Below are 23,084 nucleotides of genomic sequence, written 5' to 3' on the forward strand. Positions count from 1 at the left end.
GGTCAACACGAGGCGCTGTGCACCAGGACGCAACACCGGCCTTGGCTCGGGCTCAGCTCCGCGCGCGCGCCGGGCATCGCACTGCCGTCGAGCACGCCCTCGACCAGCTGAAGGTTCAGTCCGCAGACAACCTCCAGATGGTCCTTCGCCACCGAGTGAAACGGGCAGTTGCGCAGCGTGACACAGCCTTCGGCGTCCGCTTGGGGTAGATATCCGCAGTCGCGCAGCGCCGTCACGACATCACCGCCGGCGTCGACCGCGGCCTGGCGCCCCGTCTCTCGGGCGGCAGTGTTCAGTGCCGACCGCACCGTCCCCGCGGCGTCCTGTTCGATCGAGGTGACCAGCAGCCGGGCGAGCAGAAGGTAGTCGCGCGGCGGCACGCTGACGACGATCTCCTCCGCGCTTCGGGTGTAGAGCTTGGCCGGACGTCCAGCGCCGGGCCCGCCGCGACCGGCGGGGCGCTGATAGCTGACGGCCAACAGCCCCGCCTCGGCGAGTTTGTCGAGGTGATACGCGGCGAGGGTGCGGCCGATGCCCGCGGCCGCGGCGGCCGCTTCACGCGAGACCGGCTCGTCCCGCTCGACGACGAACTCGTGCAGTCGACGGCGGATCGGATCATCCAAGCTGGTCAGGGCCGTCAACGACGAGGGATCGGCGAACTGCGAAGCCACCGCGCAATTCTATCACTAAAGACTCTTGACAAAATGGGCGGGCGGGTGTGGTCTAAAAGACATAGAAGTTGATTCTAGAAGGGACGGCGTCATGACCACTTCGAACACCCCCGTACACGACCACTCGACGAGCCCGCTGCTGCGCGCTCGCACCGATCCCGTCTACGGCGCTTACCTGATCCTGCGGATCGGATTCACGGTGCTGCCGATCGTGATGGGTCTGGACAAGTTCACCAATGTGCTGACCGACTGGGAGGGCTACCTCGCGCCGTGGATCGTCGACCTCAGCCCGTTCACCGCGCACCAGACGATGTTGATCGTCGGCGTGATCGAGATCGTGGCCGGCATCGCGGTCGCGCTCAAACCGCGATACGCCGCGTATGTCGTCGCCCTCTGGCTCGCGGGCATCATCGTCAACCTGCTGACCTATTCCGGGTTCTACGACATCGCCCTGCGCGATTTCGGTCTGCTGTTGGGCGCGTTGACGCTGGGCCGGCTGGCCGCGGTGTACGACGCACCGTTGCACCCCCGCGCCTCACGATGAGCTAGGCGCCGACCGCCGCCGAAGAGAAGAACGCCCGATCGTCGCGGCGGAAGGTGCGCGTCTCGCCGGTGACGGAGATCGTGGCACGGGCTCGGATGTCCGCCGAGCTCGTGCCCACGCTCAACTCCACCGGACCCGGCTCCATGACCAGATCACCCGAGATACCCGTGTAGGCAAGAACACTCATCGGCAGCGCGAAGGTGATCGACATGGACGCACCCGGGTCCAGCTCGACGCGGGCAAACCCGACGAGCTGCTGCGCGGCCAGCGTGACGCCGATGGCGGTGTCGGCGGCGTACAACTGCACGACCTCGGACCCGTGGCGTTTTCCGGAATTGGTGACGACGACGGACGCCGTCACCGTGCCGCCCGCGTCGACCGTGTCGCTCGCGAGCTCCAGCGGGCCATACGCGAACGTGGTGTAGCTCAGGCCGTGACCGAAGGCGAACAGCGGCGTGGCCGCCATGTCGAGATAGCCGCTGTGCGGGTCGGCGTCGGTGCGCCGGTAACCACTGCCGGTCTTCTGGCCGTGATGAATCGGCACCTGCCCGACATGCCGCGGCATCGTGAGTGGAAGCCTCCCAGCGGGATTCGTGATGCCGAAGATCGCGTCAACGACGGCGGTCGCCTGATACGGGCCGGCGTAATAGGCGGTCAGCACCGCGGGCAACTGGTCGATGACGCCGCCGAGCGCGTACGGCCTACCCATCGAGAGGACCGTGACGGTCGGCTTGCCCACCGCACTCACCGCCTCGATCAACTCCACTTGCTGAGCGGGCAGTGCGATGTCGGCGGTGTCTGACCCCTCCCCCTCGGTACGCGCCCCCGACCACGACGACCGTCCTCCGGCCGCCAGGATCACGGCGTCGGCGTCCCGGGCCGCCGCGACGGCGGCGGCAATGTCGACCGGTTCGGCCGGCGTCACACCCGTGCCGGCGACGGCGTCCATCTCCGCACCGGGCAACAGCCGCCGAACGGCGTCTGTCAGCGACACAGCCGCGTAGTTGGACTCGATGTAGGCGCGCCGGTCGGTCGCGAACACCGGTCCGAGCTCGCCCGCGATCGCCATGAGCGCTTCCTGGGGCACCTCGCCCCCGAGTTCGATTCCCGCCATGGCCATTTCGCCACCGGTGGCCCGAGCTTCGAACATCTTAATCGCATCGGCGAAAGAATAGGTCGAGAACCCCGCTGCCACGTCGTCGGCGTGCGGACCGATGACCGCGATCCGCCGGAGGTCTCGGCGCAGCGGCAGGAGGTCGCCGTCGTTCTTGAGAAGCGTCACCGCACGCGCGGCCATGCGCGCCGACAGATCGGCACCCTCGCCCGCGACCGCTTCGATGACGATCGCATCCTCGGGAACATAGGGGTCGTCGAAGAGGCCGAGCGCGAACTTCTGGCACAGCACCCGTTGCACCGACCGGTCCAGCACCGGCTCGGAGATCCTGCCTTTGCGCACGGCGGCGGCCAACACCTCGCCGTAGCCGAAGACTTCCGGCAGCTCGACATCCATGCCGGCCATGAGCGCCAGAACACCGGCGTCCTCGGGGGTTTCGGCCACCCGCTGCCGCGTCTGCAGGAATTGAATCGCCACATAGTCGGATACGGTCGTCCCGGTGAAGCCCAGTTGGTCGCGGAGCAAGGTCGTCAACACAGTGTGCGATCCGGAGACCGGGACGCCGTCGAGTTCGCTGTAGCTGGGCATCACACTCGCCAGTCCCGCCAACCGGATCGCGGCCTCGAACGGCCGCGCGAGGACGTCGCGGAGTTCGCGGGGCCCGACCGCGGTCGCCGCCATGTTCTGACCGCCCTCGGTCACCGCGTAGCCGATGAAGTGCTTACCGGTGGCCGACACGCCCTGCGCCAGATCGTCGGACTGCAGGCCGCGCGTGTACGCGACGCTCATCGCGCTGGTGAGATAGGCGTCCTCACCGAATGTCTCGCCGATCCTGCCCCAACGGGCGTCGCGGGCGATGTCCATCACCGGACCCAGCGCCTGGCGCAGCCCAACCGCCCGCAATTGGCGGCGAACGAGGTCTGTCATCTCCTCGACCGCCGCGGTGTCCCACGTTGCGGCCATCGCGATCGGGGTCGGGAACGCCGTGAAGCCCGGCGCGACCACACCGCTCATCGCTTCGTTGTGGAAGATCGCGGGTATCTTGAGCCGGGTCTCGGTCATCAGGTGGCGCTGAATCGCGTTGACCGCCTTCGCCAGAGCGACGGGAGCCTTGTGGCCGATCATCCCGAGAGCGCAGACGTGTCCGATCCCGCTCCCGAGGAGCGCATCGAGCTTGCCCGGGTTGGTGCCCTCGGGCGTGAAGAGCGCCAGCGGGAACACCGAAGACAACTGCATCGCCTTCTCGTCGACGGTCATCTGGCACAACAGGTCTTGGGCACGAATCATCGGATCTGCCGTCACAATGCTGATTCACTCCTTGAACGGGGTCGCGCGCCTGGCTCCCCGCAGCGCGGCAAAGGGGACGATGAAGTACACCGCGATCACCAGGTAGCCGAAGATCGCGACGATCGGGAAGAACAGCCCGGCCGCGATGAACACGGCGTATCCGGCCAGCCCTGGGGTGAGCCTCTTGGTGATGAGCCTGACATCCGAATCGGCCGCTGCGCTTCGAATCAAGCGCTGCCACACCGTATAACGCCATATGAGAGATACCACTGCCGACACCAGGAGCAGGTTGATGCCATAGATGGTGACCGCCACCCGTTGGGCATCGCTTTCGCCGATGTAGTCGCCCAACAGCCGCGTGGGAAACGGAAGGAACGAAACAAGCATCAAGAGCAGCAAGTTCAGTCGGATGAGCGCGGGTGTGACCCGATCCAGGAATTCGGTGATCACGGTGTGTTCGAGCCACACCGCGCCGACCGTCGAGAAGCTCACCAGGTAGGTCAGATACGACGGCCATTGGCGGACCACGGCGCCCAGCAGGTCAGCTTCCGAGCCGTCGGGTACACCGATCTCGAGCACCAACAGTGTGATCGCGCGAACACGCCATCGCTGAACGCTTCCATTCGGGTCGTCCGGTATCCGGAGCGAGCACCGTAAGCCGGCTCAGCCGCCACAGTGCATCAGTATCCCTCCACCAACGTGCCGATGAAGCGGTTCTGCCACGCCGCCGCAAGGACCTTGGTCCTCGATTCCGTGGGCCTTCGGCCCACGACGAGGGCGCACCGCGATTTCTACACTGCGGCCATGACCTACGTGATCAGCAGTGCGTGTGTGGACGTGATGCACAAGTCGTGTGTGCCGGAGTGCCCGGTCGACTGCATCTACGAAGGTGCGAGATCGCTGTACATCAATCCCGACGAATGCGTGGACTGCGGAGCGTGCAGGATCGCCTGCGAAGAGGACGCGATCTACTTCGAGACCGACCTGCCCGACGACGAGCAACGCCACCTCGCCGACAACGCCGCGTTCTTCTCCGAGGTGCTGCCGGGCCGCGACGCTCCCCTCGGTACACCCGGCGGTGCCGCCAAGCTCGGCCGCATCGGCGCGGACACGCCTCTGGTCGCGGCGATGCCGCCGAAGTAGGGACCTAGGCCTCTAGCTCAGACGGCCGGAATGGCGCACAGTGGAGACCGACTTCGTGCAAGGAGGTTGACCGGGATGCCCAGAGGACAGAGCCTAGAAGAGCTCAATCGCAGGCGTTGTCTCGATCTCCTGCAACGGGTACGGGTGGGCCGGCTGGTGTTCACAGACGAGGGAGTGCCCGCGGTGCATCCGGTGAACTTTCGGCTCTGGCGCGACGACGTCGTGGTCAGGGTCGCTGAGGGTCCGAAGTTGATCGCGGCCACGAGCAATCAGCTCGTCGCGTTCGAGGCCGACGAGTTGGATCCCGACCTGCGGACCGGATGGAGCGTGGTCGTCGTCGGACGTGCCGAGGAGCTCACCGATGTCCAAGATCTTGTCGAGGTCTCGGGCACGTTCGTGCAGCCGTGGGTCGAAGGGCGCCGAGACCACTTCGTTCGTATCCGCTCGGAGAAGATCACCGGTCGGCAGTTCCAGGAGCGGGGGGTTCCGCGGTACCACGCGGTCAGCCAGGATGGGGTCCCGAAGTAGGCCTGACCCCCCCAACGGGGTCGGCAGCCTTGACGACGTGGAGAAGAAGCCTCCAAGCGACGCTCGCCGGCAATCGCTGCTGGACCGAATGTTGGTGCTACTCACAGTGGGTGCGCTCTCGGTCGGCGGCATCCTGTGGCTGCTTGGGAAACGAGAGCCAGCCGACATCTGCTGGATTCTGGCCACCCTGGTCGCGGTACTGCCCGCGGTGCTTTGGGTGATCTCGGGGTTGCGACAGGGCCGCCTCGGTGTCGACGTGATCGCGGTCCTCTCCCTCGCGGGCACCCTCGTCGTCGGCGAATACCTCGCCGGTGCGCTGATCGCGGTGATGCTCACCGGCGGGCACGCCCTCGAAGCCACCGCCGAGCGTCGCGCCTCCCATGACCTACGCGCGCTGCTCGAACATGCCCCACGGTTCGCCCGCCGCCGGGTCGGGGCGGAGGTCCGGGTCATCCCGATTGCCGACGTCGCGGTCGGTGACCTACTGGTGGTGGGTTCCGGTGAAACCGTGCCGGTAGACGGACGCATCGCCGACTCGGTGGCGGTGTTGGACGAATCGGTCCTCACCGGCGAAGCCATGCAGGTGGAACACCGGTCCGGTGAAACGGTCCGCAGCGGTGTGGTGAACGCGGGCAGTTCTTTTGAACTCCGCGCCACCGCCACCGCGAGGGACAGCACCTACGCAGGCATCGTGCGCCTGGCCGAAGACGCGCGAGCCGAAAGCGCGCCGATCGTCCGGTTGGCCGACCGGTACGCCGCGTGGTTCCTGCCCTTGACGCTCCTCGTCGCAGGTGCAGCCTGGCTGGCTTCTGGGTCAGCGGTGCGGGCAGTCGCCGTCCTGGTGGTGGCCACGCCGTGTCCACTGCTGCTCGCTGCGCCCGTCGCTATCGTCTCCGGTCTCTCGCGCGCTTCCCGCCACGGGGTGGTGATCCGCAGCGGCGGCGCGCTCGAGGCGCTGGGGAGCGCAACCACCCTGGTCATGGACAAGACGGGCACATTGACGATGGGCCGGCCCGGGGTTGTTGGCGTGCTGACCGGCCCCGGGCAAGACGCCGCCGAGGTCCTTCGGCTAGCGGCGTCGGTGGACCAGATGTCACCGCATGTGCTGGCCGAGGCGATCGTCACCGAGGCGCTGACCCGCGGGCTGAAGCCGTCGCTCCCGTGCGACGTGACCGAGCAGGCCGGACGCGGCGTCACGGGCACCGTCGACGGTCACCGCATCGAAGTGGGAAAATTCGCCGGCGACATAGACGACGTCGATTGGGCACGGGCAGCAGTGAATCGGGCGAGCCTGGATTCGTCGGCCATCGCCTGGGTGCGCGTCGACGGGGACACGGTCGGTGCGGTGTTGCTGCGAGATCCGTTGCGACGGCACGCCCCTCGCACAGTGCGCCGCCTGCGATCCGCTGGCCTGAACAGACTGGTCATGCTGACCGGCGACCGAGCGGAACCCGCACGCGAAGTCGCCACCGTGCTCGGCCTGGACGAGGTGTACGCCCAGCAGACCCCGGCCGACAAGGTCGCCGCCGTGGAAGACGAAAAGCGACGCGACGTGACCGTAATGGTCGGGGACGGCGTCAACGACGCGCCTGCACTCGCGGCGGCGACGGTGGGTGTCGCAATGGGCGCGCGCGGTGCGACCGCGTCCTCGGAAGCGGCCGACATCGTTTTGACCACCGACCGCCTGGACCGCCTGGCCGACGCCATGGACATCGCCAGATGGTCACGCCGAATCGCCGTGCAGAGCGCCGTGGCCGGGATGACACTGTCGTTGGCGGCCATGGTGATTGCCGCCCTCGGCTGGTTGCCTCCCGTCGCGGGCGCGCTGCTGCAGGAGGGCATCGATGTAGCCGTCATCCTCAACGCGCTCCGCGCACTGCGCGGAAACCCCGCCCTCGAGGTCGAGTTGTCCGCCGACACCGAGAACATGCTCCGGCAGTTCTCCGCCGAGCACGACGAACTCCGCGATACCGTCGATCTTCTTCGCGAGGCGGCCGACCGATTGGCCACGGGCGCGGATGCGGTGGCGCTGGAGTCGGTGAGCCGCGCGAACACCTTCCTCGTGAACCGGATTCTGCCGCACGAACAGGCCGAGGAGTCGCACCTCTATCCGGCGCTCGCCCGTCCGCTCGGGAGCGGGGAGGCCACGGCCACCATGAGCAGGACGCATGCCGAGATTCGCCGACTGTCCGATCGGATCGCCGCCCACATCGAACTCGCCAGGGCGAGCGGCGGCATACAACCCGATCAACGCGACGACCTCCTCGCGTGCCTGTACGGACTCCACGCGGTTCTGCGGCTGCACTTCCTTCAGGAGGAGGAGAACTACTTCACTCTTGCCGAGGACGACCCGCCGTCGGGTTAGCCGATGAAAGTGGCGAGGCGCCGGTAGCGCGTCAGCCCCTTCCACTCGTGTGCCCCCTCGCCGACAGCTCACGCCGTTGCGCCGGATCGAAAGGGCCACATGCCACTTCGACCGAAGTTGTTGACCATCGGCCCTACTCATCGACGTCTCAGGCGCGGATTGTGGACACAAGTCGCACAACGGCGACTAAGCGAGGTGAAAACAAGATGACTGAGCAATCCGATTCAGCAACCAACGCAACCCCGATCGTCGCGACCGGGCACCGTCCGGTGAACCAGATCCTGGCCTGGGCCGGCGTCGCCGCCGCTGTCGTCTTCATCCTTGCGGTGGTCTTCTTCTCCGGATTCGTCATCGGCCGCGGCATCGACGGCGGCGATCATCAGCGGCATTGGGAGCAAATGCACGGCAACGGCATGATGGCCCCGGGCATGATGACCCCCGGCATGATGACCCCCGGCATGACACCGCCTCGCAGGCCAGCGCCGGGCAACTGAGCCCCAGGTGATGGGGGCGCAGGAACGGCGCTGGACACCCGGCCATCAATCGCGCCGATTGCGACGTCGCTAGCGGGATGCTCGGTTAGCTTTCAGTCGTCCATCGAAGCAAGGAGCGCCATGACCGTGATCGCGGGCCTGCCGGCTCATGTCTTGTTCGTTCACTTCATGGTGGTTCTCGCGCCCCTGACTGCGGTGCTCGAAATTCTCTGTGCAGTCTGGCCAGCAGCTCGGCGGCGATTGGTCTGGCTGGTGCTGGCGCTGGCCACCGTCACGCTGGTTCTGACACCGCTGACGATTGAAGCGGGCGAGTGGTTGTTCGACCGCGAGCAGAATCCCGGAGATGCCCTGCAGGTCCATGCTGAGCGCGGCGAATGGATGATCTACTTTTCGGTGGCGATGGCACTCGTCGCCGTCGCACTGACCGTCCTGCATTGGCTCGACGGACGATCGGACCGGCGCCGGACGCTGGCCATTGTCGGGGTCGCGTTGACCGCCTCCATCGTCGGAATCTCATCGATCGTGGCGGTGGTCCGGATCGGCGATTCCGGCGCACGGGCGGTCTGGGGCGGTGAGCTGACCGAGGCCGACTGACTCGACGCTCGCCTCCCACTTGGAGGCCCTTCGGCCCTACGAGACGGCCGCGCCCGCATCCAGAATCGCGATATGACCACCTCTTACGGAACGGGGCCCGCGTCGGGCCAGTACGACGAAGACGACGAAGACCAGCTGTCGTCCGAGGACACCCTTATCGATCGTGGCACGGACGACCTACTCGACGAGGGCTATTCACCACCAGAGCGGCTCTGGGCGCGCGGCGCTTTCGGTCCGTCCGAGGGCATGGAGGAACTCCTCGCGGAGGAAGAAACCGACCCCGCGGCGCGATTGAATGTTTTGCTGGACAACAGCGAACAGCAACGCTCCGACGATGCGGAGCGTGAGGCCGAATTCCCCGAGCACCTGGAGGTCGGCCGCGCCCGTGCAGGCCGCCTGGTCGCACCGGACATGGGATTCGGTGAGGACGACGAGGCAGAGTTGGTCGCAGCCGATGTCGGAATCAGCGGCGGCGCAGCCTCAGCGGAAGAGGCCGCGATGCACATCGTCGAAGACGAGGATGACGAGCTGCGAAGCGACGATTGAGCTCAGGGAAGCGGTGCGCACCACTTCAGTTTGGTGCCACCCTCGAGCACGACGCCGACTGAGAATTCGCCGCCGACAGCGTCGGCACGCCGGCGGAGATTCGTCAATCCGCTTCCCGTGATGTCCTCGCTGATGCCGCACCCGTCGTCGACTACCTCGATGCACAGATCGTCTCCGACAACCACATTCACCGTCAGTGTCGAAGCTTTGGCGTGGCGAACGGCGTTGCTGACAGCCTCGCGCACGACCGCTTCTGCGTGATCTGCAAGGTTCGCATCGACGACCGACAGCGGGCCGGAAAATTGCACCGTCGTCCGCATGTCCGGCTGCGCGAACTGCGCTACGGCCTCGTCGAGCCGTTGGCGGAGACGGGTGATGCCCGCGTCACCACCATGCAGGTCGAAGATCGCGGTGCGAATCTCCTGGATGACCGATTGGAGGTCATCGACGCACTCATTCAACCTCTGCCGTACTTCGGGCTTGTGAGACCGAGGAATGGTGCCCTGCAGCGCAAGCCCGATCGCAAACAGCCGCTGGATGACGTGGTCGTGCAAATCACGGGCGATGCGGTCACGGTCACTGAGCACATCGAGTTCGTGCATCCGCCGTTGGGTTGTGGCCAGCTGCCACGCCAGCGCGGCCTGGTCGGCGAAGGCGGCCATCATGTCGAGATCGTCGGCGCTGAACGGCGGCGATCCGGGCGAGCGCGCGGCCACCAACACGCCGGCGACCGTATTGGACGCGCGTAGCGGTAGGACGAGAGCTGGGCCGGTGTGGGCCACGCCCGGCGCCAATTCCAGGCTCTCGAACCTACTCGGAGTCCGCTGTAGGTACGCCTGCCCGATCGGGGTGCCGCTCGTTGGCACGGTCCGCAGTGAGCCGTCCACCGAATCACCCGCGGTGGCGGCGATGACGAGCTCGTCGACCTCGTCTGCGGGAAGGTCGAGGTCTGCGGGAATCGCCACGACGGTCGACTTCGCGCCGCTGAGGTGACGCGACTCGTCGGCGACCAGGCGGAAGACGGATGCCGGATCCGTGCCGGCCAGAAGCTCGGTGCCGATGTCGCGCGTGGCCTCGATCCAGGACTGCCGCACCTTGGACTGTTCGTAGAGACGGGCGTTGTCGATCGCGATTCCGGCGGCAGCGGCGAGCGCCTGTACCAGCACCTCGTCGTCCTCGCTGAAGGGTTGACCGCCGGCCTTCTCGGTCAGGTAGAGGTTGCCGAACACCTCGCTGCGGATTCGCACCGGGACGCCGAGGAATGTTTTCATCGGCGGATGATGAGTCGGGAATCCGACCGATGCCGCGTGGTGCGAGATGTTCTCCAGCCGAATGGGTTTCGGATCGTCGATCAGGACGCCGAGCACACCTCGCCCTTCGGGGAGATGACCGATACGCTCACGCATCGACTCGTCGATGCCCTCGTAGATGAATTCCACCAGTTCGTGGTCGTGGCCGCGCACCCCCAACGCGCCATACTGTGCGTCGGCCAGTTCGATCGCGGTGTGCACGATCGTCCGCAGGGTTTGATCAAGTTCGAGGCCCGATGTCACGACCAGCATCGCGTCGACGAGGCCGTCGAGTCGATCCCGGCCCTGGACGATCTGCTCGACGCGGTCCTGAACCTCCATGAGCAGCTCACGGAGGCGCAACTGGGACAGGGTCTCGCGCACCGGCGGCCTGGCGGCCTCGCCCCACGATCCAACCGGCTGTGCCGGGTCAGCCATGCCGCCATGCTGCCACTTGTCAAGCCACTATGCGAGTAATTGGTGCTAATCGACGACCCCGTTACGTGCTGGCCACCGCGGTTATTCGCTCTCTCGGCAACTCGTACACCGTGGCTCGGGTCCGATCGTTCGCTATGGCCTCCTGCGCCCGATCTCGGATTCCACGCAGCATCTTCTGCTCCATGACGAAGTGGGGGATGTCGAACAGGGCGTGTCCGACCGCGCCCCCACTGCCCCTGACCAGCAGGCGCGTCCAACTGCCCGTGCGGCGGAGATGGAAGATCCACGCCCCGCCGGCCTTCTCCCCGCGCTGCAACCGGGCATAGTCCTCTGGCGAAACCAACACCAGGTAGGCCTCGGGCTCGATCGCGGCCACCACCTGCCGTCCGGCGTCGCCGTAGCGGCGCGCCAGCCACACGGTGTCGCCGACAGCGAGGTCCTGCCATTCCGGATGGATGCACTTCGCATTGTGGATAGCGGCACCCACTGCTCGTTCGAGAAGCGAGTAGCTGTAGAACCCCGCCCGGTCCTCCCCTATCTGGACCAGCCACGGCCACACCGCACCGATGGGTGCGTCGATCGTCACGGCCCGTGTCGTGCGTGGCGCGTCGGTCGCCACCAGTTCGTCGCCGGGCAACTCGGCGGTGATCTCAGGCTCGGTCGCCCCCCACGTGTAGATCCACGGCCGTACGTGGGCGCGGTACAACGCGACACCACCGAGCACCGCCATCGCCGTCGGCACCCATGCGTTCATCCTTGCCATGCGTCGACCGTAGGTCTGTGCGGGCGATCGACTAAGGGCCGAAGGTCCCTGCGCGACACGGCCGAAACGCTCTGTTTCACGCGTCGACCACCTTCCATGCTGAGCGCATGGCAGGCACACATTGGCTGGTGATGGAGCCTCCCTCGCACGGACCGCCCCCGATGTTCGAGACCCGGGTCGCAGGCGCGGGACGGCACCTGCCCGCAACGCACCTGGCGACCGACGACCTGATGTCGACCACACGCCATCACACCCACATCGATCTCGAACGGCTGACCGGAATCCGTGAGCGACGGGTGTCGGTGGGCGACGAGGACTCCTACACCCTGGCGACGGCCGCCGCGGTCGATTGCCTCACGAAGGCCGAACGTGATCCGGCATCGATCGACCTCGTCATCAACTGCAGCATCACGAAGTTTCGCGGCGGCCTGACACAGAGGCTGGAGCCGACCATGAGCTCCGCGGTGGCACACGCCATCGGCGCCCACACGGCGATGACCTTCGATCTCAACAACGCGTGTGCCGGAATGCTCACCGGAGTCACCGTTGCCAACAACATGATCAGGCAGGGCACCGTGAAGCGGGCCTTGATCGTCAGCGGCGAGTACATCTCGCAGCTGGGCCGGAATGCGGCGCGCCATGTGCACAACATTATGAGCAAGGAACTGGCCTCCCTGACCCTCGGCGACGCAGGTGCGGCGCTCCTACTCGAAAGGGCTCCGGCCGGTTCGGGCAGCATCATCCTGGCCGGTTTCACAACGCTGGCCGAGTACAGCCGACTCTGTCTCGGTTACCCCAAGGGCGACGACCCGGGGGCGCGGATGTTCACCGACGCACGGGGCATCCACCGGGCCGCCATGGCGAATACGCCCACGTTGCTGCGCGAGGTACTCCGGGAGGCGGGACGATCCATCGACGAAATCGACCACGTCATCACCCATCAGACGTCGGCGCGCGCGATCCGCAAGGGCATGGCCGAAGTCTCAGCCAAGTTCGGCGCCACACCGAAACACGAGGCGGTCGTCACCGTCGACCGCTACGGCAACACCGCGTCGACGACGCACACCGTGGCGCTCATCGAAGAGCTCGAGGCTCGGCGTATCTCACCCGGGGAGACCATCGCTTTGATCGCGTTGGCATCCGGTCTGGAGATCGGCTTCGTCCTCTTGACGCTGGACCGAGAGTTGGTGAGCCACTATGGGAACCGTGATTGACCAGATCGCCGTGGTGCACGGCGGCTGGCGGAACCGTCACAGTGCTCTGCGGCTGATCGACAGGGCGGCGAAGAAGTGCCTTCGCAAGGCTCGACGCAACGCCGACGAGGTGGACCTCCTCGTCAACGCGGGCATCTACCGCGACCGCAATCTCGGCGAGCCCGCCCTCGCCTCGATGATCCAGGACGACATCGGAGCCAATGACGAGCGGCCGCACACCGGCGGGCACGGCACCTTCTCGTTCGACGTCGCCAACGGCTCGTGCGGAATGCTCACCGCCCTGCACATCGTCGACGGCTTCCTGCGGTCGCGGGTGATCGACTGCGCATTGGTGGTCGCCGGTGACGCCGATCCGGGACGCGGTGCGAGCGAGGCATTCCCCTACAGCCCCGCAGGCGCCTCGCTGCTGTGCGGCTGGTCCGAAGACGGACGCGGGCTCGGGCCGGTCTGGTGGGAACGGTCGCAAGACGACGACACGGTGTCGGCCACCATCGGGATGGTGGATCACCGCAATCTTCTGAGGATTCGCGAATCACGCTCTGCGGAACGTTGTTTCGCGCGTACCGCGGTGCGTGCGGCACAGCGCTGCCTCACCGAATCGAATACCGAAATCGCTGAGATCGCGTCGATAGTGGCGGCGCCGGCTGGGCCGGCATTCCGAGCGGAGCTGGCGGCCGAGCTGGACATCCCGATCGAACGCATCATCGTCGGCGACGACCAGCACATGCACACCGCCGCCCTGGCGGCCGCGCTCGCTAAGGCCGCCGACGCCACCCCGACCGGCGGCCTGGTGATGATCATCACCGCGGGCGCGGGCGTGACGGCCGGGGCAGCCCTGTACCGGACGTAGCGGAAACCCTTCAGGCGGGGAGGAAGTCGACCTGCGTCGGCTCGGGAACCCGGGCGAAGAAGCGCTCCACGTCGGAGCGCGTCGGGGCGACGGTGCCCGGCGTCAACAGCATCGCGGTGGCTGCCGCAACACCGAACCGAACCGCCTCATTCAACGGCCAGCCACGGCTGAGACCGACCACGATCGCGGCGACCATCGCGTCGCCGGCGCCCACGCCGCTGACGACGTGCACCGGCACGGCAGGGATTCGTTCATTGCGTCGCGGGGTCACCACGAGAGCCCCATGGGATCCGAGGGACACCACCACCGACTGGGTGATGCCGCGGTCGATCAACTCGCGGGCAGCGGCGAATTGCGCCGCCTCCGTGACCAGGTCACGACCCACACATTCGCGCAGTTCGCGGATGCTCGGCTTGAGCAGGAACACCCCGGACGTCACATGGGCCAGCCCACCGCCCGAGGTGTCGAGCACCAGAAGTGAACCGGTCTCGCGGCAGATGTCCGCCACGCGCTGATACCAGTCCGGCGGCACCGACGGCGGCAGGCTGCCGCTGGCGACGACGAACTCGGCCGACGCGGCCGCCGCCCTCAATTCGTCCAGGCACCGCGCCTGCTCCTCCGGAGTGATCTGCGGACCCGGTAACACGAAGCGGTACTGCTTACCGGTGGTGCGTTCGTTGACCGTGAAGCTCTCGCGGGTCGAATCGGCGATCGGTATGACTCGCGAAGGCACACCGGCCTCGGCAAGCAGCTTCTCCACTTGGCCGCCGGTCGAACCCCCTACCGGAAACACGGCCGACGCCGGTACTCCCAGGACGCTGGCGACGCGCGAGACATTGATGCCGCCGCCACCCGCGTCGTACCGCGCTCCGGCGCAACGGATCTTGTCGGTGGGGCGCACGACGTCCGCACTGGTCGTGATGTCGAGCGCAGGGTTCATCGTCAATGTCGTGATGACGGTTCGGCTCTGCCCCCGACTACGTTGCATCACAAACCCGTCGGGTAGGTTTCGGGCGACTCCCCGGCGACCCACACACTGCTCACCTCGAGCGGTTCGAGCGCACGGGTCCGATCGATGTGGATGATGGCGTCGAACTGTTCGCCCGGGCGCACGTGGTAGTAGTGGCTCTGACGTTCCGTCGCCGGGAGGTAGATCACACCGATGGCCCGCGACAGCCGCACCACATCGAGCGGGCGGGCGGATGCGCGGCTGATCAACGGCGAGATCAGGAAAGCCGGTCGCTCCGTCTCGTGAAACAGTTCCTCGATGCTGCCGTTCAACGCGGGCCGGACGACCTTGCGCTCGGCGATGCCGCCCCACTCGCTGGCAGCGGTGACCGTGCCCGAGTAGGTCGTCAGACCGATCAGCCGACAGCCGTCGCCGTAGCGCTCCCGCACGAGCTGGCCGAGAGTCAGTTGACCGTCGCTGCCGACCTCCGTGGCGCGCGCGTCGCCGACGTGAGAGTTGTGAGCCCACACCACAATCCGGGAGGTGTGGGCCCCGTTCCGCCGGTCCAAATGGGTCAACAGCGCTTGTAGCGTCTGGGCCATGTGTTGGTCCCGCAGATTCCACGACGTGACGCGGCCGCTGACCATGGCGCGGTAATACCGTTCGGCGTCGCGCACGGTCAGAGCGTTCTGCTGCGCGTAGAACGCCTCGTCTTCGGTCAACAGCCCATCGCGACGTGCGTACTCCAGTGTGATCTTCTGCGTTTCGACCAGTTGCTCGACCACCTCTCGTTCGCACGACAGTCCCGCGCCGAATGCGGCCGCGAACCCGTAGGCCTGACCGTCATCGGCTGAGGCATGGTCGAAGCAGGAGTAGCGCACTCTCGCCCGCGCCGCGGCCTGCGGGTCCACCTGGTCGAGATAGGCGATCACCTCGCGCATCGACCGGTGCAGGCTGTAGAGGTCGAGCCCGTAGAAGCCTGCCTGCCGTCCACCGCCGGCCGTATCGATCCGTTGGTTGTGACCGTGCAACCAGTCGACGAAGTCACGGACCACGACATTGCGCCACATCCATGCGGGAAATCGTTCGAAGCCGCGCAGCGCTTCCTCGGCCGAGCTGTCGGCACCCCGACCGTGAACGTATCGATTGACCCGGTAGGCGTCCGGCCAGTCGGCCTCGGCGGCAACGCCGCAGAAACCCTTCGCCTCGATCAGCCACTTGGTGATCTGGGCCCGCGCCTCGTAGAACTCGTGGGTGCCGTGAGAACTCTCGCCGATCAGGACGACCCGGGCATCGCCGATGATCTCGTCGAGAGCATCCACCGGCGGCATGCCGCCGGGCGCATCCACGGCCGCACGGTCGATCACCTCCGCAGGCGCCTCCTGCAGCCGGATTCGGGCGGTGGGGAGACCGGACGTGGGTGTGGCCAGTAGATCCCGCACTTCCTCGTCGCTGACCTGGTGGAAGTCCCAGAACGACTCTCCCACCGCCAGAAACGGCGTCGGCATGCTTGCGCACACCACGTCGTCGGCGATCCCCGCGAACTCCCGGCAGGTCGACTCAGGCGCCGCAGGCACGGCGACCACGATCTCGGCGGGGTCGGACTCACGCAACGCCTGTATCGCGGCGAGCATGCTGGCCCCCGTGGCCAACCCGTCGTCGACCAGGATCACGGTCTTACCGGTGACGTCCACCGGAGGGCGGCCGCCACGGTAGGCCGCCTCCCGCCGGAGCAACTCGCGGCCTTCCCGTTCGGCGACATCGCGGAGTTGCTGAGGCGTGACCCGAAGCGCGCGCAGCATGTCGTCGTTGACGACGACGCGACCCCCGCTCGCCAACGCCCCGACCGCGAACTCCTCGTGCCCGGGCGCGCCGAGTTTGCGTACGACGAAGGCGTCAAGCGGAGCGGCCAGCGCCGCGGCGACTTCCCAGGCGACCGGGATCCCACCCCGCGGAAGACCTAGCACGACAACGCCTTCCCTGCCTCGGTAGGCGCCGAGCATCCCGGCCAGAACCCGGCCCGCTTCGCGGCGATCGCGGAACACCCGCCGCGGCGCGTTCCTGACCGCCGCCCGTGCACGCGTCATCTCGCTTCTCCGTTTCAGAGGTCAGTACGTGAACTTGGCCGGCTGATGGGTGACGGCCTCAATGTCGCTGGCCGACACCGACATCAGCCGCTTGCCGAGATCCGTCAGTGCACGCGATACGGCAAGCTCGTCGCCGATCTCGGCCACGTTTCGGTCGGCCGGATCGAGCCGGGCCATACCGATGCCGACCTCCTCCCTCTCCCGCCAGGACAATCGAGCCTTGGCTTTGGTGAGGCCCATGTGCTCGTCGATCGAGACCTCGACGGTCCAGTGCTTGACCACGTGGTCTGAGTCAGGCTTGCTCATGTCGCCATCTCCTCGATGATCAGAGTTCGATTCCCACGTCGAATCCGACCATCCGGAGCGCGATTCCGGATAGGGGCCGAAGTCCCACCTCGAGGGGCCGTTCGCCGGGCACGATCCGACCCCGCGGCCTTCCGTGTCCCACATCCGGCGGCGACTCGAGGACTAGCGGCCCTAGTAGCGCGATGCGTAAGCGGCCATGGTGGAGCCATGACGAACTTGCTGCGGGTAGGAGGGGCCCTCGCGGTGTTGTACGGAGCGCGGCGCTTCTACCGCAACTGGGGCACGACGAAGGAAGAATGCCGGATGCGGCTGGCCGGCGACGAACTGCTCGACGGGCCCGTCGTCCAGAGCACCGAGGCGGTATGGATCGACGCCCCGCCCTCGACTGTGTGGCAGTGGCTGGTCCAGATCGGCCAGGATCGTGGTGGCCTGTATACGTTCGAGGCCTTCGAGAACTTCGCGGGTCTGCAATACCGGAACGCCGACCGCATCCATCCTGAGTGGCAGGACCTGGCACCGGGGGACGCTGTGCGGCTGGCCCCCAAGGGCTGGATGGGCCTACGGGACGGGATCGTCTTGCAGGTGGTCGACGTCGTCGCCGGCGAATCGATCGTGTTGCGATCCATGTCACCGGCGCTGTGGGACACCGTGTGGTCGTTCCACATCGTTGCGCACTGGGATGACCGCTGTCGGTTGATGGTACGGACCCGCACGCGGCTCCGGCACCCAGGCCAGGTGCTGGCCGACGAGTTAGCGGGGCCGGCAAGGGCCTTCGTCACCCGCGGGATGCTGCTCGGCATCAAACGCAGGGCGCAGCAACAGTTTCAGGCCGAGACATCCGCCGGGAAGGCCACCGGCGACTTGCACCGCACGGTGTGATCGACGACGCCGCCGAGCCGCTCAGACGACCGTGAATCCGCGATCGGGTTCCGAGCCGAAGTGGAACCGGCGGCCCGTCACACGCAGCGGACGGATCCGCACGTAATGGGGTTTGACCGTGGCCGTCCACGGAAGCAGCTGCGCCCGCTCGGCCTCATCGATCTCGTCATCGGTGCGAAGTGTCCGGGCCAGGCCCCTGATCACCACGCTCCAACCCTCGACGGCGTTGTGGTCGTCGGCCTCGAACAACACGTTCTTGTTGATCACCGCGCTGCTCAACTTCGTGCCCTCGGCCGTGCGGAACAGCACGGTGCGGTTCTGGATCACGAAGTTGACCGGGAAGATCTCCGGCTCGCCGCCGACGCTGGTCACGAGGCGCCCCAGCGAGGAAGCCGACATCAGGTTCCAGCATTCGCTCTCGGAGAGGATTTCGATCGGTCGCGTCGGTGTGGACATGGTTACGACGGTACGGAGAACAAGCGCCAGGCGACGCTGCCAAAAGTCCCTTCGGCTAATGCCCTAAAGGCCCTGTATTCCGGGAGGGTTAGCAGGACGATAGAGCCCATGAGCAGCGCCGTGATCGAGGCCGCCGCCATGGGGGAACTGGTCAGCACGCTTCAGCAGCGTGGTTACCGGGTCATCGGACCCACCCGGTCCGAGAATGCGATCGTCCTGGCCGAATTGGCCTCTGCCGACGATCTGCCCCGGGGCTGGGGCGTGGACACCGGACCCGGCCATTACCGGTTGCGCAAACGCGACGACGACGCGCTGTTCGGCCATTCAGCCGGACCGCAGTCCTGGAAACAGTTCCTCCACCCACCTCGGCAGCAGCTGTGGTCCTCCGAAGGCGAGACGTCCGAAGAGCCTCCGAAATACGCGTTCCTCGGGGTGCGGGCCTGCGATCTGTCCGCCATCGCCGTCCTCAACGGCGTGCTCGGCGTGGCCAGTCATCCGGACCAGGGGTTCGTCGGTCGGCTGGCGCGGATCTTCGTCGTGGCCGTCAACTGCACCGAACCCGGCGGGCTGTGCTTCTGCGCGTCGATGGGCACCGGACCCGAGGTCGGGCCCGGCTACGACCTGGCGCTCACCGAACGCATCGACGGCAACCGACACAATTACCTGGTCGACGTGGGAAGCGAAGTTGGCGAAGACGTGCTTTCCGCTCTGCCGCACCGCGATGCCACCCCCGACGAGATCGACTCCGCTCGAGGCGATGTCGCGGACGCGGCCGACAAGATGGGCCGCCGGATGCCTGCCGGCGACCTGCGCGAGCTGCTGATCGACTCACGCGAATCGCCTCAGTGGGATGAGGTGGCCAGTCGATGCTTGACGTGTGGGAACTGCACGATGGTCTGCCCCACGTGTTTCTGCACCACCGTCGAAGACACCACCGATCTCACGGGACAGCACGCCGAGCGATGGATGCAGTGGGCGTCGTGCTTCGAGTTCGACTTCACGTTCATTCACGAAGGGAGCGTTCGGCAATCGGGCGCCTCGCGATACCGCCATTGGATCACCCACAAGCTCGGCACCTGGCATGACCAGTTCGGCAGTTCTGGCTGCGTCGGTTGCGGGCGATGCATCGCCTGGTGCCCCACCGGAATCGACATCACCGAGGAGATGCACAACCTCGCCGCCCGGCAGGCCGAAGCCGGTGAGGACTGAAACCGAGGCGCCGCAGGCGCCGTCGTCAGCGATGACCCCGGTGCCGTACCGGGTGCGCCGCCGAACCGACGAGAATCGCGATTCGGCGACGCTGTCCCTGCAACCGGTGCACGATCCGCTACCGACACCCCGGCCCGGTGAGTTCATGATGATGTACGCCTTCGGTATCGGTGAGATCGCGATCTCCGTCAGCGGCGTACCGGAATCCGGCGGCGACGAGATTCTTCACAGCGTTCGGTCGGTCGGCGCGGTCAGCCGCGCACTTCACGGCGCCGACCCCGGCAGCGTGATCGGCATGCGGGGGCCGTTCGGCACCGGCTGGCGACTGCCCGAGGCGGCCGGGGACGACGTGGTGATCGTCGCGGGCGGCGTCGGCCTGGCACCGCTTCGGCCGGTCGTCCTGGCCACGCTGACCGATCGCGACTCCTACGGTCGGGTGACCCTCATCGCGGGCGCGCGCTCGCGCGACGACTTCCTTTTCGCCCAAGAGCTCGCCGACTGGTCGCGTAGCGGAGTCATCGACGTGCACATGACCGTCGACGTCCCGATACAGGGGTGGCCCGGCGAAGTCGGCTTCGTCACCGAACCCCTACGCCGCACACCGGTTCGGGCCCACCGCACCACCGCGTTTCTGTGCGGCCCCGAAGCCATGATGCGCAACAGTGCCATCGAGTTGCTCCGGAAAGGCATGCCCCCAAACAAGATCCAGGTATCGCTGGAACGAAACATGCAATGCGGAATCGGATGGTGCGGACACTGCCAGCTCGGTCCCCTGCTGTTGTGCCGGGACGGACCGGTCGTCGGGTACGACGTCGCCGAAGCCCTGCTCAGCGTGAAGGAGCTGTAAGTGGGAACACCGAAACTTGCCGTGTGGAAGTTCGCATCCTGTGACGGCTGTCAACTGACCTTGCTGGACTGCGAGGACGAACTGTTGACGCTGGCCGACCAGGTGCAGATCGCCACGTTCCTGGAGGCGTCGAGCGCCACCGTCGCCGGCCCCTATGACGTATCGCTGGTGGAGGGCTCGATCACGACGGCGGCCGATGAGCGTCGTATCAAAGAGATCCGGGAACAATCCGAAGTGCTCGTCACGATCGGCGCGTGTGCCACCGCCGGCGGGGTCCAGGCCCTGCGGAACTTCGCCGATGTCTCCGAATTCGCCTCGGTCGTCTACGCCAAACCGGAATACATCGACACCCTGGCGACCTCGACGCCCGCCTCGGCACACGTCGCGGTCGACTACCAGATCCAGGGTTGTCCGATCGACCGAGGGCAACTGCTGGACACGCTGACCGCACTTCTGGTGGGGCGCAAACCGCGGTTGCCGGCCAAAACGGTTTGCACGGAGTGCAAGAACCGCGGCGTCACGTGCGTCGTGGTTGCCGACGGGACCCCGTGCCTGGGACCGGTCACCCACGCCGGATGCGGCGCGCTGTGTCCCACCTATCGGCGCGGCTGCTACGGATGTTTCGGGCCCGCCGCCACCCCCAACACCGCCGCGCTCATTCCGGTGTTGCGCCGGGACGGAATGTCGGCCGCCGGTGTCGACCGCGTCTTCGCCACCTTCAACGCGGTCAACTTCAACCACGAACGGAATGACCGGTGAGCGAAGAGATCCGGACGTTGAGCGTCGGGGCGCTGACGCGGGTGGAGGGAGAAGGCGCCCTGCACGTCACCCTGCGTGACGGGAGCGTGGACACCGTCGAGTTGAACATCTACGAACCACCCCGCTTCTTCGAGGCCTTCCTGCGCGGCCGCGCCTACACCGAACCACCCGACATCACCGCCAGGGTGTGCGGCATCTGCCCCGTCGCCTATCAGGTGAGCGCGTGCAACGCCATCGAGGACGCGTGCGGGGTGACGGTCGATCCGGAACTGGTGGCGTTGCGGCGACTTCTTTACTGCGGGGAGTGGATTCACAGCCACGCGCTGCACATCGTGCTGCTGCACGCACCAGACTTCCTCGGCTATCCCGACGGGATCAGCCTCGCTCGGGACCACCCCGAGTTCATCGAGCGCGGACTGGCGTTGAAGAAGGTCGGCAACCGGCTGATGGAGAAGATCGGTGGTCGCGCGATCCACCCGATCAACGTTCGGCTGGGCGGATTCTATTCGGTCCCACAGCCGCGCGAGTTTGACCCGCTGGCCGAGCAGCTTCGTCGCGCCATGGACGACGCGCTGTGGTTGCTGGGCAGAGTGGGTGAATTCGACTTCCCGGAAGCCGAATTCGACCACGAGTTCCTGGCGCTGACGGCGCCCGACCGCTATCCGATCGAGAACGGCACCATCCGAAGAAGCGGGGGGCACCCGTTTGCGGTCAGCGAATTCAGCGACCACGTCGTCGAGGCGCAGGTGCAGCGGTCCACGGCGCTGCACGCCACACTGGACGGCGCCCGCTACCTGACCGGTCCGCTCGCCCGGTACTCGCTGAACTCCAAGACCCTCTCCCCCGTCGCCCGCGAGGCGGCCGCCCGCGCGGGGCTGGGTGAGGTATGCCGGAATCCGTTTCGGAGCATCCTCGTCCGCGCTGTCGAGATCGTCTATGCGATCGACGAAGCATTGCGCATCATCGCCGCGTACCGGACGCCCGACCGCCCCTTCGTCGACGTCCCCGCCCGGGACGGGACCGGCCACGGTGTCAGCGAGGCGCCCCGCGGGCTGCTGTATCACCGGTATGACGTCGGCGCGGACGGTCTCCTGCGGGCGGCCGTCATCGTTCCGCCCACCGCTCAGAACCAGGCGGCCATCGAGCACGAGATGGCCGAACTCGTCGGCGCGAACCTCACGTTGGCCGACGACGCGCTCACCGCGTTGTGCGAGAGGGCGATCCGTAACCACGACCCCTGCATCTCGTGCTCGGCTCACTTCCTGACGCTCACGCTCGACCGGTTGTGAGCGGCGATGTGGTGATCGGGGTCGGCAACAGCTTCCGCCGCGATGACGGAGTCGGCCCTGCCGTCGCCGAGGAGATCGCCAGGCGTGCTCTCCCAGGTGTGCGGGTGCTGCTTGCCACGGGTGAGCCCGGCGCCCTCCTCGACGCATGGAACGGCGCCGCCCTCGCGATCGTCGTCGACGCCGCGATGGGCGATGGGGCCAGTCCCGGTCGGATTCGGCGATGGACTCCGGACGAGAACAGACCACCGCGGGTCGTCAGTTCACACGCGATCGGCCTACCGGAAGCATTCGCGTTGGGAGAAGCATTGGGGCAGTTGCCCGATCGCCTGGTCGGGTTCAGCGTGGACATTGTCGACGCGGGCCACGGTGTCGGTATGACGGCAGATGTCGCCGCCGCCATCCCCGGCGTGGTCGACGCGGTGCTCGCCGAACTCGATCACTCCATGTGATCGGAACCCTGCTG

The 23,084-nt window shown here is 66.8% G+C and carries 24 protein-coding genes; 15 read left to right on the plus strand and 9 right to left on the minus strand.

Going from position 1 to position 23,084, the window contains the following annotated elements:
* Window positions 1-2: 2 nt before the first annotated feature.
* Window positions 3-671: a helix-turn-helix transcriptional regulator gene (locus A5752_RS20490; protein WP_067089329.1), complete on the minus strand. Its 669-nt coding sequence runs from the start codon at window positions 669-671 to the stop codon at window positions 3-5.
* A 91-nt stretch (window positions 672-762) separates the two neighbouring features.
* Here A5752_RS20490 and A5752_RS20495 point away from each other — a divergent pair, with 91 nt between their 5' ends.
* Window positions 763-1,215 (plus strand): DoxX family protein, encoded by a 453-nt coding sequence (locus A5752_RS20495; RefSeq protein WP_067089331.1) that lies wholly within the window; start codon window positions 763-765, stop codon window positions 1,213-1,215.
* Window position 1,216: 1 nt separating this feature from the next.
* On the opposite strand, the gene A5752_RS20500 is transcribed toward A5752_RS20495, so the two are convergent.
* A complete protein-coding gene (locus A5752_RS20500) occupies window positions 1,217-3,631 on the minus strand; it encodes a beta-glucosidase family protein (RefSeq protein WP_197500692.1) in 2,415 nt (804 codons plus the stop codon).
* Window positions 3,632-3,640: 9 nt separating this feature from the next.
* A complete protein-coding gene (locus A5752_RS20505) occupies window positions 3,641-4,198 on the minus strand; it encodes a TMEM175 family protein (RefSeq protein ID WP_286159394.1) in 558 nt (185 codons plus the stop codon).
* A 222-nt stretch (window positions 4,199-4,420) separates the two neighbouring features.
* Between A5752_RS20505 and fdxA the strand changes: the two genes are divergently transcribed.
* From fdxA to A5752_RS20535, 6 genes are all read left to right on the plus strand, one after another.
* Window positions 4,421-4,759, plus strand: a complete 339-nt coding sequence (fdxA, locus tag A5752_RS20510; protein WP_067089623.1) for a ferredoxin — start codon at window positions 4,421-4,423, stop codon at window positions 4,757-4,759.
* A gap of 75 nt (window positions 4,760-4,834) precedes the next feature.
* Window positions 4,835-5,287 (plus strand): pyridoxamine 5'-phosphate oxidase family protein, encoded by a 453-nt coding sequence (locus tag A5752_RS20515; RefSeq protein ID WP_067089335.1) that lies wholly within the window; start codon window positions 4,835-4,837, stop codon window positions 5,285-5,287.
* A gap of 88 nt (window positions 5,288-5,375) precedes the next feature.
* A complete protein-coding gene (locus tag A5752_RS20520; RefSeq protein WP_067089338.1) occupies window positions 5,376-7,652 on the plus strand; it encodes a heavy metal translocating P-type ATPase in 2,277 nt (758 codons plus the stop codon).
* A gap of 206 nt (window positions 7,653-7,858) precedes the next feature.
* A complete protein-coding gene (locus tag A5752_RS20525) occupies window positions 7,859-8,146 on the plus strand; it encodes a hypothetical protein (RefSeq protein ID WP_067089341.1) in 288 nt (95 codons plus the stop codon).
* Between the two features lie 120 nt (window positions 8,147-8,266).
* Window positions 8,267-8,740, plus strand: a complete 474-nt coding sequence (locus A5752_RS20530) for a DUF2231 domain-containing protein (protein WP_067089343.1) — start codon at window positions 8,267-8,269, stop codon at window positions 8,738-8,740.
* Window positions 8,741-8,812: 72 nt separating this feature from the next.
* On the plus strand, window positions 8,813-9,286 hold the full coding sequence (locus tag A5752_RS20535) for a DUF5709 domain-containing protein (protein WP_067089346.1): 474 nt from the start codon (window positions 8,813-8,815) through the stop codon (window positions 9,284-9,286).
* A gap of 2 nt (window positions 9,287-9,288) precedes the next feature.
* Here the strand turns inward: A5752_RS20535 and A5752_RS20540 are convergent, their stop codons facing one another.
* A complete protein-coding gene (locus A5752_RS20540; RefSeq protein ID WP_082963994.1) occupies window positions 9,289-11,013 on the minus strand; it encodes a GAF domain-containing sensor histidine kinase in 1,725 nt (574 codons plus the stop codon).
* Window positions 11,014-11,074: 61 nt separating this feature from the next.
* A complete protein-coding gene (locus A5752_RS20545) occupies window positions 11,075-11,776 on the minus strand; it encodes a hypothetical protein (protein ID WP_067089349.1) in 702 nt (233 codons plus the stop codon).
* A 107-nt stretch (window positions 11,777-11,883) separates the two neighbouring features.
* On the opposite strand from A5752_RS20545, the gene A5752_RS20550 reads away from it, so the two are divergent.
* Together A5752_RS20550 and A5752_RS20555 are read left to right on the plus strand one after the other, a co-directional pair.
* Entirely contained in the window at window positions 11,884-12,990 is a 1,107-nt protein-coding gene (locus tag A5752_RS20550) for a 3-oxoacyl-ACP synthase III family protein (protein ID WP_067089352.1), read from the plus strand.
* On the plus strand, window positions 12,974-13,840 hold the full coding sequence (locus tag A5752_RS20555; protein ID WP_067089628.1) for a beta-ketoacyl-[acyl-carrier-protein] synthase family protein: 867 nt from the start codon (window positions 12,974-12,976) through the stop codon (window positions 13,838-13,840). The genes A5752_RS20550 and A5752_RS20555 overlap by 17 nt, the downstream gene beginning before the upstream one ends.
* A 10-nt stretch (window positions 13,841-13,850) precedes the next feature.
* Here A5752_RS20555 and A5752_RS20560 read toward each other — a convergent pair whose 3' ends face one another.
* From A5752_RS20560 to A5752_RS20570, 3 genes are read right to left on the minus strand one after another with little or no spacing between them, the layout of a single operon-like run.
* Window positions 13,851-14,828 (minus strand): 1-phosphofructokinase family hexose kinase, encoded by a 978-nt coding sequence (locus A5752_RS20560; RefSeq protein WP_067089630.1) that lies wholly within the window; start codon window positions 14,826-14,828, stop codon window positions 13,851-13,853.
* Entirely contained in the window at window positions 14,828-16,876 is a 2,049-nt protein-coding gene (locus tag A5752_RS20565) for an erythromycin esterase family protein (RefSeq protein WP_067089354.1), read from the minus strand. The genes A5752_RS20560 and A5752_RS20565 overlap by 1 nt, the downstream gene beginning before the upstream one ends.
* 21 nt (window positions 16,877-16,897) lie before the next feature.
* On the minus strand, window positions 16,898-17,182 hold the full coding sequence (locus A5752_RS20570; protein ID WP_067089357.1) for a DUF1876 domain-containing protein: 285 nt from the start codon (window positions 17,180-17,182) through the stop codon (window positions 16,898-16,900).
* A gap of 207 nt (window positions 17,183-17,389) precedes the next feature.
* On the opposite strand from A5752_RS20570, the gene A5752_RS20575 reads away from it, so the two are divergent.
* Window positions 17,390-18,061 (plus strand): SRPBCC family protein, encoded by a 672-nt coding sequence (locus A5752_RS20575; protein ID WP_067089360.1) that lies wholly within the window; start codon window positions 17,390-17,392, stop codon window positions 18,059-18,061.
* Between the two features lie 21 nt (window positions 18,062-18,082).
* Here A5752_RS20575 and A5752_RS20580 read toward each other — a convergent pair whose 3' ends face one another.
* Window positions 18,083-18,517: a pyridoxamine 5'-phosphate oxidase family protein gene (locus A5752_RS20580; RefSeq protein ID WP_067089363.1), complete on the minus strand. Its 435-nt coding sequence runs from the start codon at window positions 18,515-18,517 to the stop codon at window positions 18,083-18,085.
* Between the two features lie 108 nt (window positions 18,518-18,625).
* Between A5752_RS20580 and A5752_RS20585 the strand changes: the two genes are divergently transcribed.
* The 5 genes from A5752_RS20585 to A5752_RS20605 are packed head-to-tail and all read left to right on the plus strand — an operon-like array spanning window position 18,626 to window position 23,070.
* Window positions 18,626-19,726, plus strand: a complete 1,101-nt coding sequence (locus tag A5752_RS20585) for a 4Fe-4S dicluster domain-containing protein (protein WP_067089365.1) — start codon at window positions 18,626-18,628, stop codon at window positions 19,724-19,726.
* 31 nt (window positions 19,727-19,757) lie between these two features.
* A complete protein-coding gene (locus A5752_RS20590; protein WP_067089368.1) occupies window positions 19,758-20,573 on the plus strand; it encodes an FAD/NAD(P)-binding protein in 816 nt (271 codons plus the stop codon).
* Window positions 20,574-21,332 (plus strand): NADH-quinone oxidoreductase subunit B family protein, encoded by a 759-nt coding sequence (locus A5752_RS20595; RefSeq protein ID WP_067089371.1) that lies wholly within the window; start codon window positions 20,574-20,576, stop codon window positions 21,330-21,332.
* Entirely contained in the window at window positions 21,329-22,621 is a 1,293-nt protein-coding gene (locus A5752_RS20600) for a Ni/Fe hydrogenase subunit alpha (protein ID WP_067089374.1), read from the plus strand. The genes A5752_RS20595 and A5752_RS20600 overlap by 4 nt, the downstream gene beginning before the upstream one ends.
* The gene (locus A5752_RS20605) at window positions 22,618-23,070 is read left to right on the plus strand and encodes a hydrogenase maturation protease (RefSeq protein WP_067089377.1); all 453 of its coding nucleotides are present in this window, start codon (window positions 22,618-22,620) and stop codon (window positions 23,068-23,070) included. The genes A5752_RS20600 and A5752_RS20605 overlap by 4 nt, the downstream gene beginning before the upstream one ends.
* The last annotated feature ends 14 nt before the right edge of the window (window positions 23,071-23,084 follow it).

Origin of the sequence: Mycobacterium sp. 852002-51961_SCH5331710 (assembly GCF_001665535.1) — a bacterium.
GTDB lineage: Bacteria > Actinomycetota > Actinomycetes > Mycobacteriales > Mycobacteriaceae > Mycobacterium.

Bases quoted from the DNA above. Each gene is read 5' to 3' on its own strand.
- A5752_RS20495 (WP_067089331.1), top strand. From the start codon at position 763: ATGACCACTTCGAACACCCCCGTACACGACCACTCGACGAGCCCGCTG.
- fdxA (WP_067089623.1), top strand. From the start codon at position 4,421: ATGACCTACGTGATCAGCAGTGCGTGTGTGGACGTGATGCACAAGTCG.
- A5752_RS20515 (WP_067089335.1), top strand. From the start codon at position 4,835: ATGCCCAGAGGACAGAGCCTAGAAGAGCTCAATCGCAGGCGTTGTCTC.
- A5752_RS20520 (WP_067089338.1), top strand. From the start codon at position 5,376: ATGTTGGTGCTACTCACAGTGGGTGCGCTCTCGGTCGGCGGCATCCTG.
- A5752_RS20525 (WP_067089341.1), top strand. From the start codon at position 7,859: ATGACTGAGCAATCCGATTCAGCAACCAACGCAACCCCGATCGTCGCG.
- A5752_RS20530 (WP_067089343.1), top strand. From the start codon at position 8,267: ATGACCGTGATCGCGGGCCTGCCGGCTCATGTCTTGTTCGTTCACTTC.
- A5752_RS20535 (WP_067089346.1), top strand. From the start codon at position 8,813: ATGACCACCTCTTACGGAACGGGGCCCGCGTCGGGCCAGTACGACGAA.
- A5752_RS20540 (WP_082963994.1), bottom strand. From the start codon at position 11,013: ATGGCTGACCCGGCACAGCCGGTTGGATCGTGGGGCGAGGCCGCCAGG.
- A5752_RS20545 (WP_067089349.1), bottom strand. From the start codon at position 11,776: ATGGCAAGGATGAACGCATGGGTGCCGACGGCGATGGCGGTGCTCGGT.
- A5752_RS20550 (WP_067089352.1), top strand. From the start codon at position 11,884: ATGGCAGGCACACATTGGCTGGTGATGGAGCCTCCCTCGCACGGACCG.
- A5752_RS20555 (WP_067089628.1), top strand. From the start codon at position 12,974: ATGGGAACCGTGATTGACCAGATCGCCGTGGTGCACGGCGGCTGGCGG.
- A5752_RS20560 (WP_067089630.1), bottom strand. From the start codon at position 14,828: ATGCAACGTAGTCGGGGGCAGAGCCGAACCGTCATCACGACATTGACG.
- A5752_RS20565 (WP_067089354.1), bottom strand. From the start codon at position 16,876: ATGACGCGTGCACGGGCGGCGGTCAGGAACGCGCCGCGGCGGGTGTTC.
- A5752_RS20570 (WP_067089357.1), bottom strand. From the start codon at position 17,182: ATGAGCAAGCCTGACTCAGACCACGTGGTCAAGCACTGGACCGTCGAG.
- A5752_RS20575 (WP_067089360.1), top strand. From the start codon at position 17,390: ATGACGAACTTGCTGCGGGTAGGAGGGGCCCTCGCGGTGTTGTACGGA.
- A5752_RS20580 (WP_067089363.1), bottom strand. From the start codon at position 18,517: ATGTCCACACCGACGCGACCGATCGAAATCCTCTCCGAGAGCGAATGC.
- A5752_RS20585 (WP_067089365.1), top strand. From the start codon at position 18,626: ATGAGCAGCGCCGTGATCGAGGCCGCCGCCATGGGGGAACTGGTCAGC.
- A5752_RS20590 (WP_067089368.1), top strand. From the start codon at position 19,758: ATGACCCCGGTGCCGTACCGGGTGCGCCGCCGAACCGACGAGAATCGC.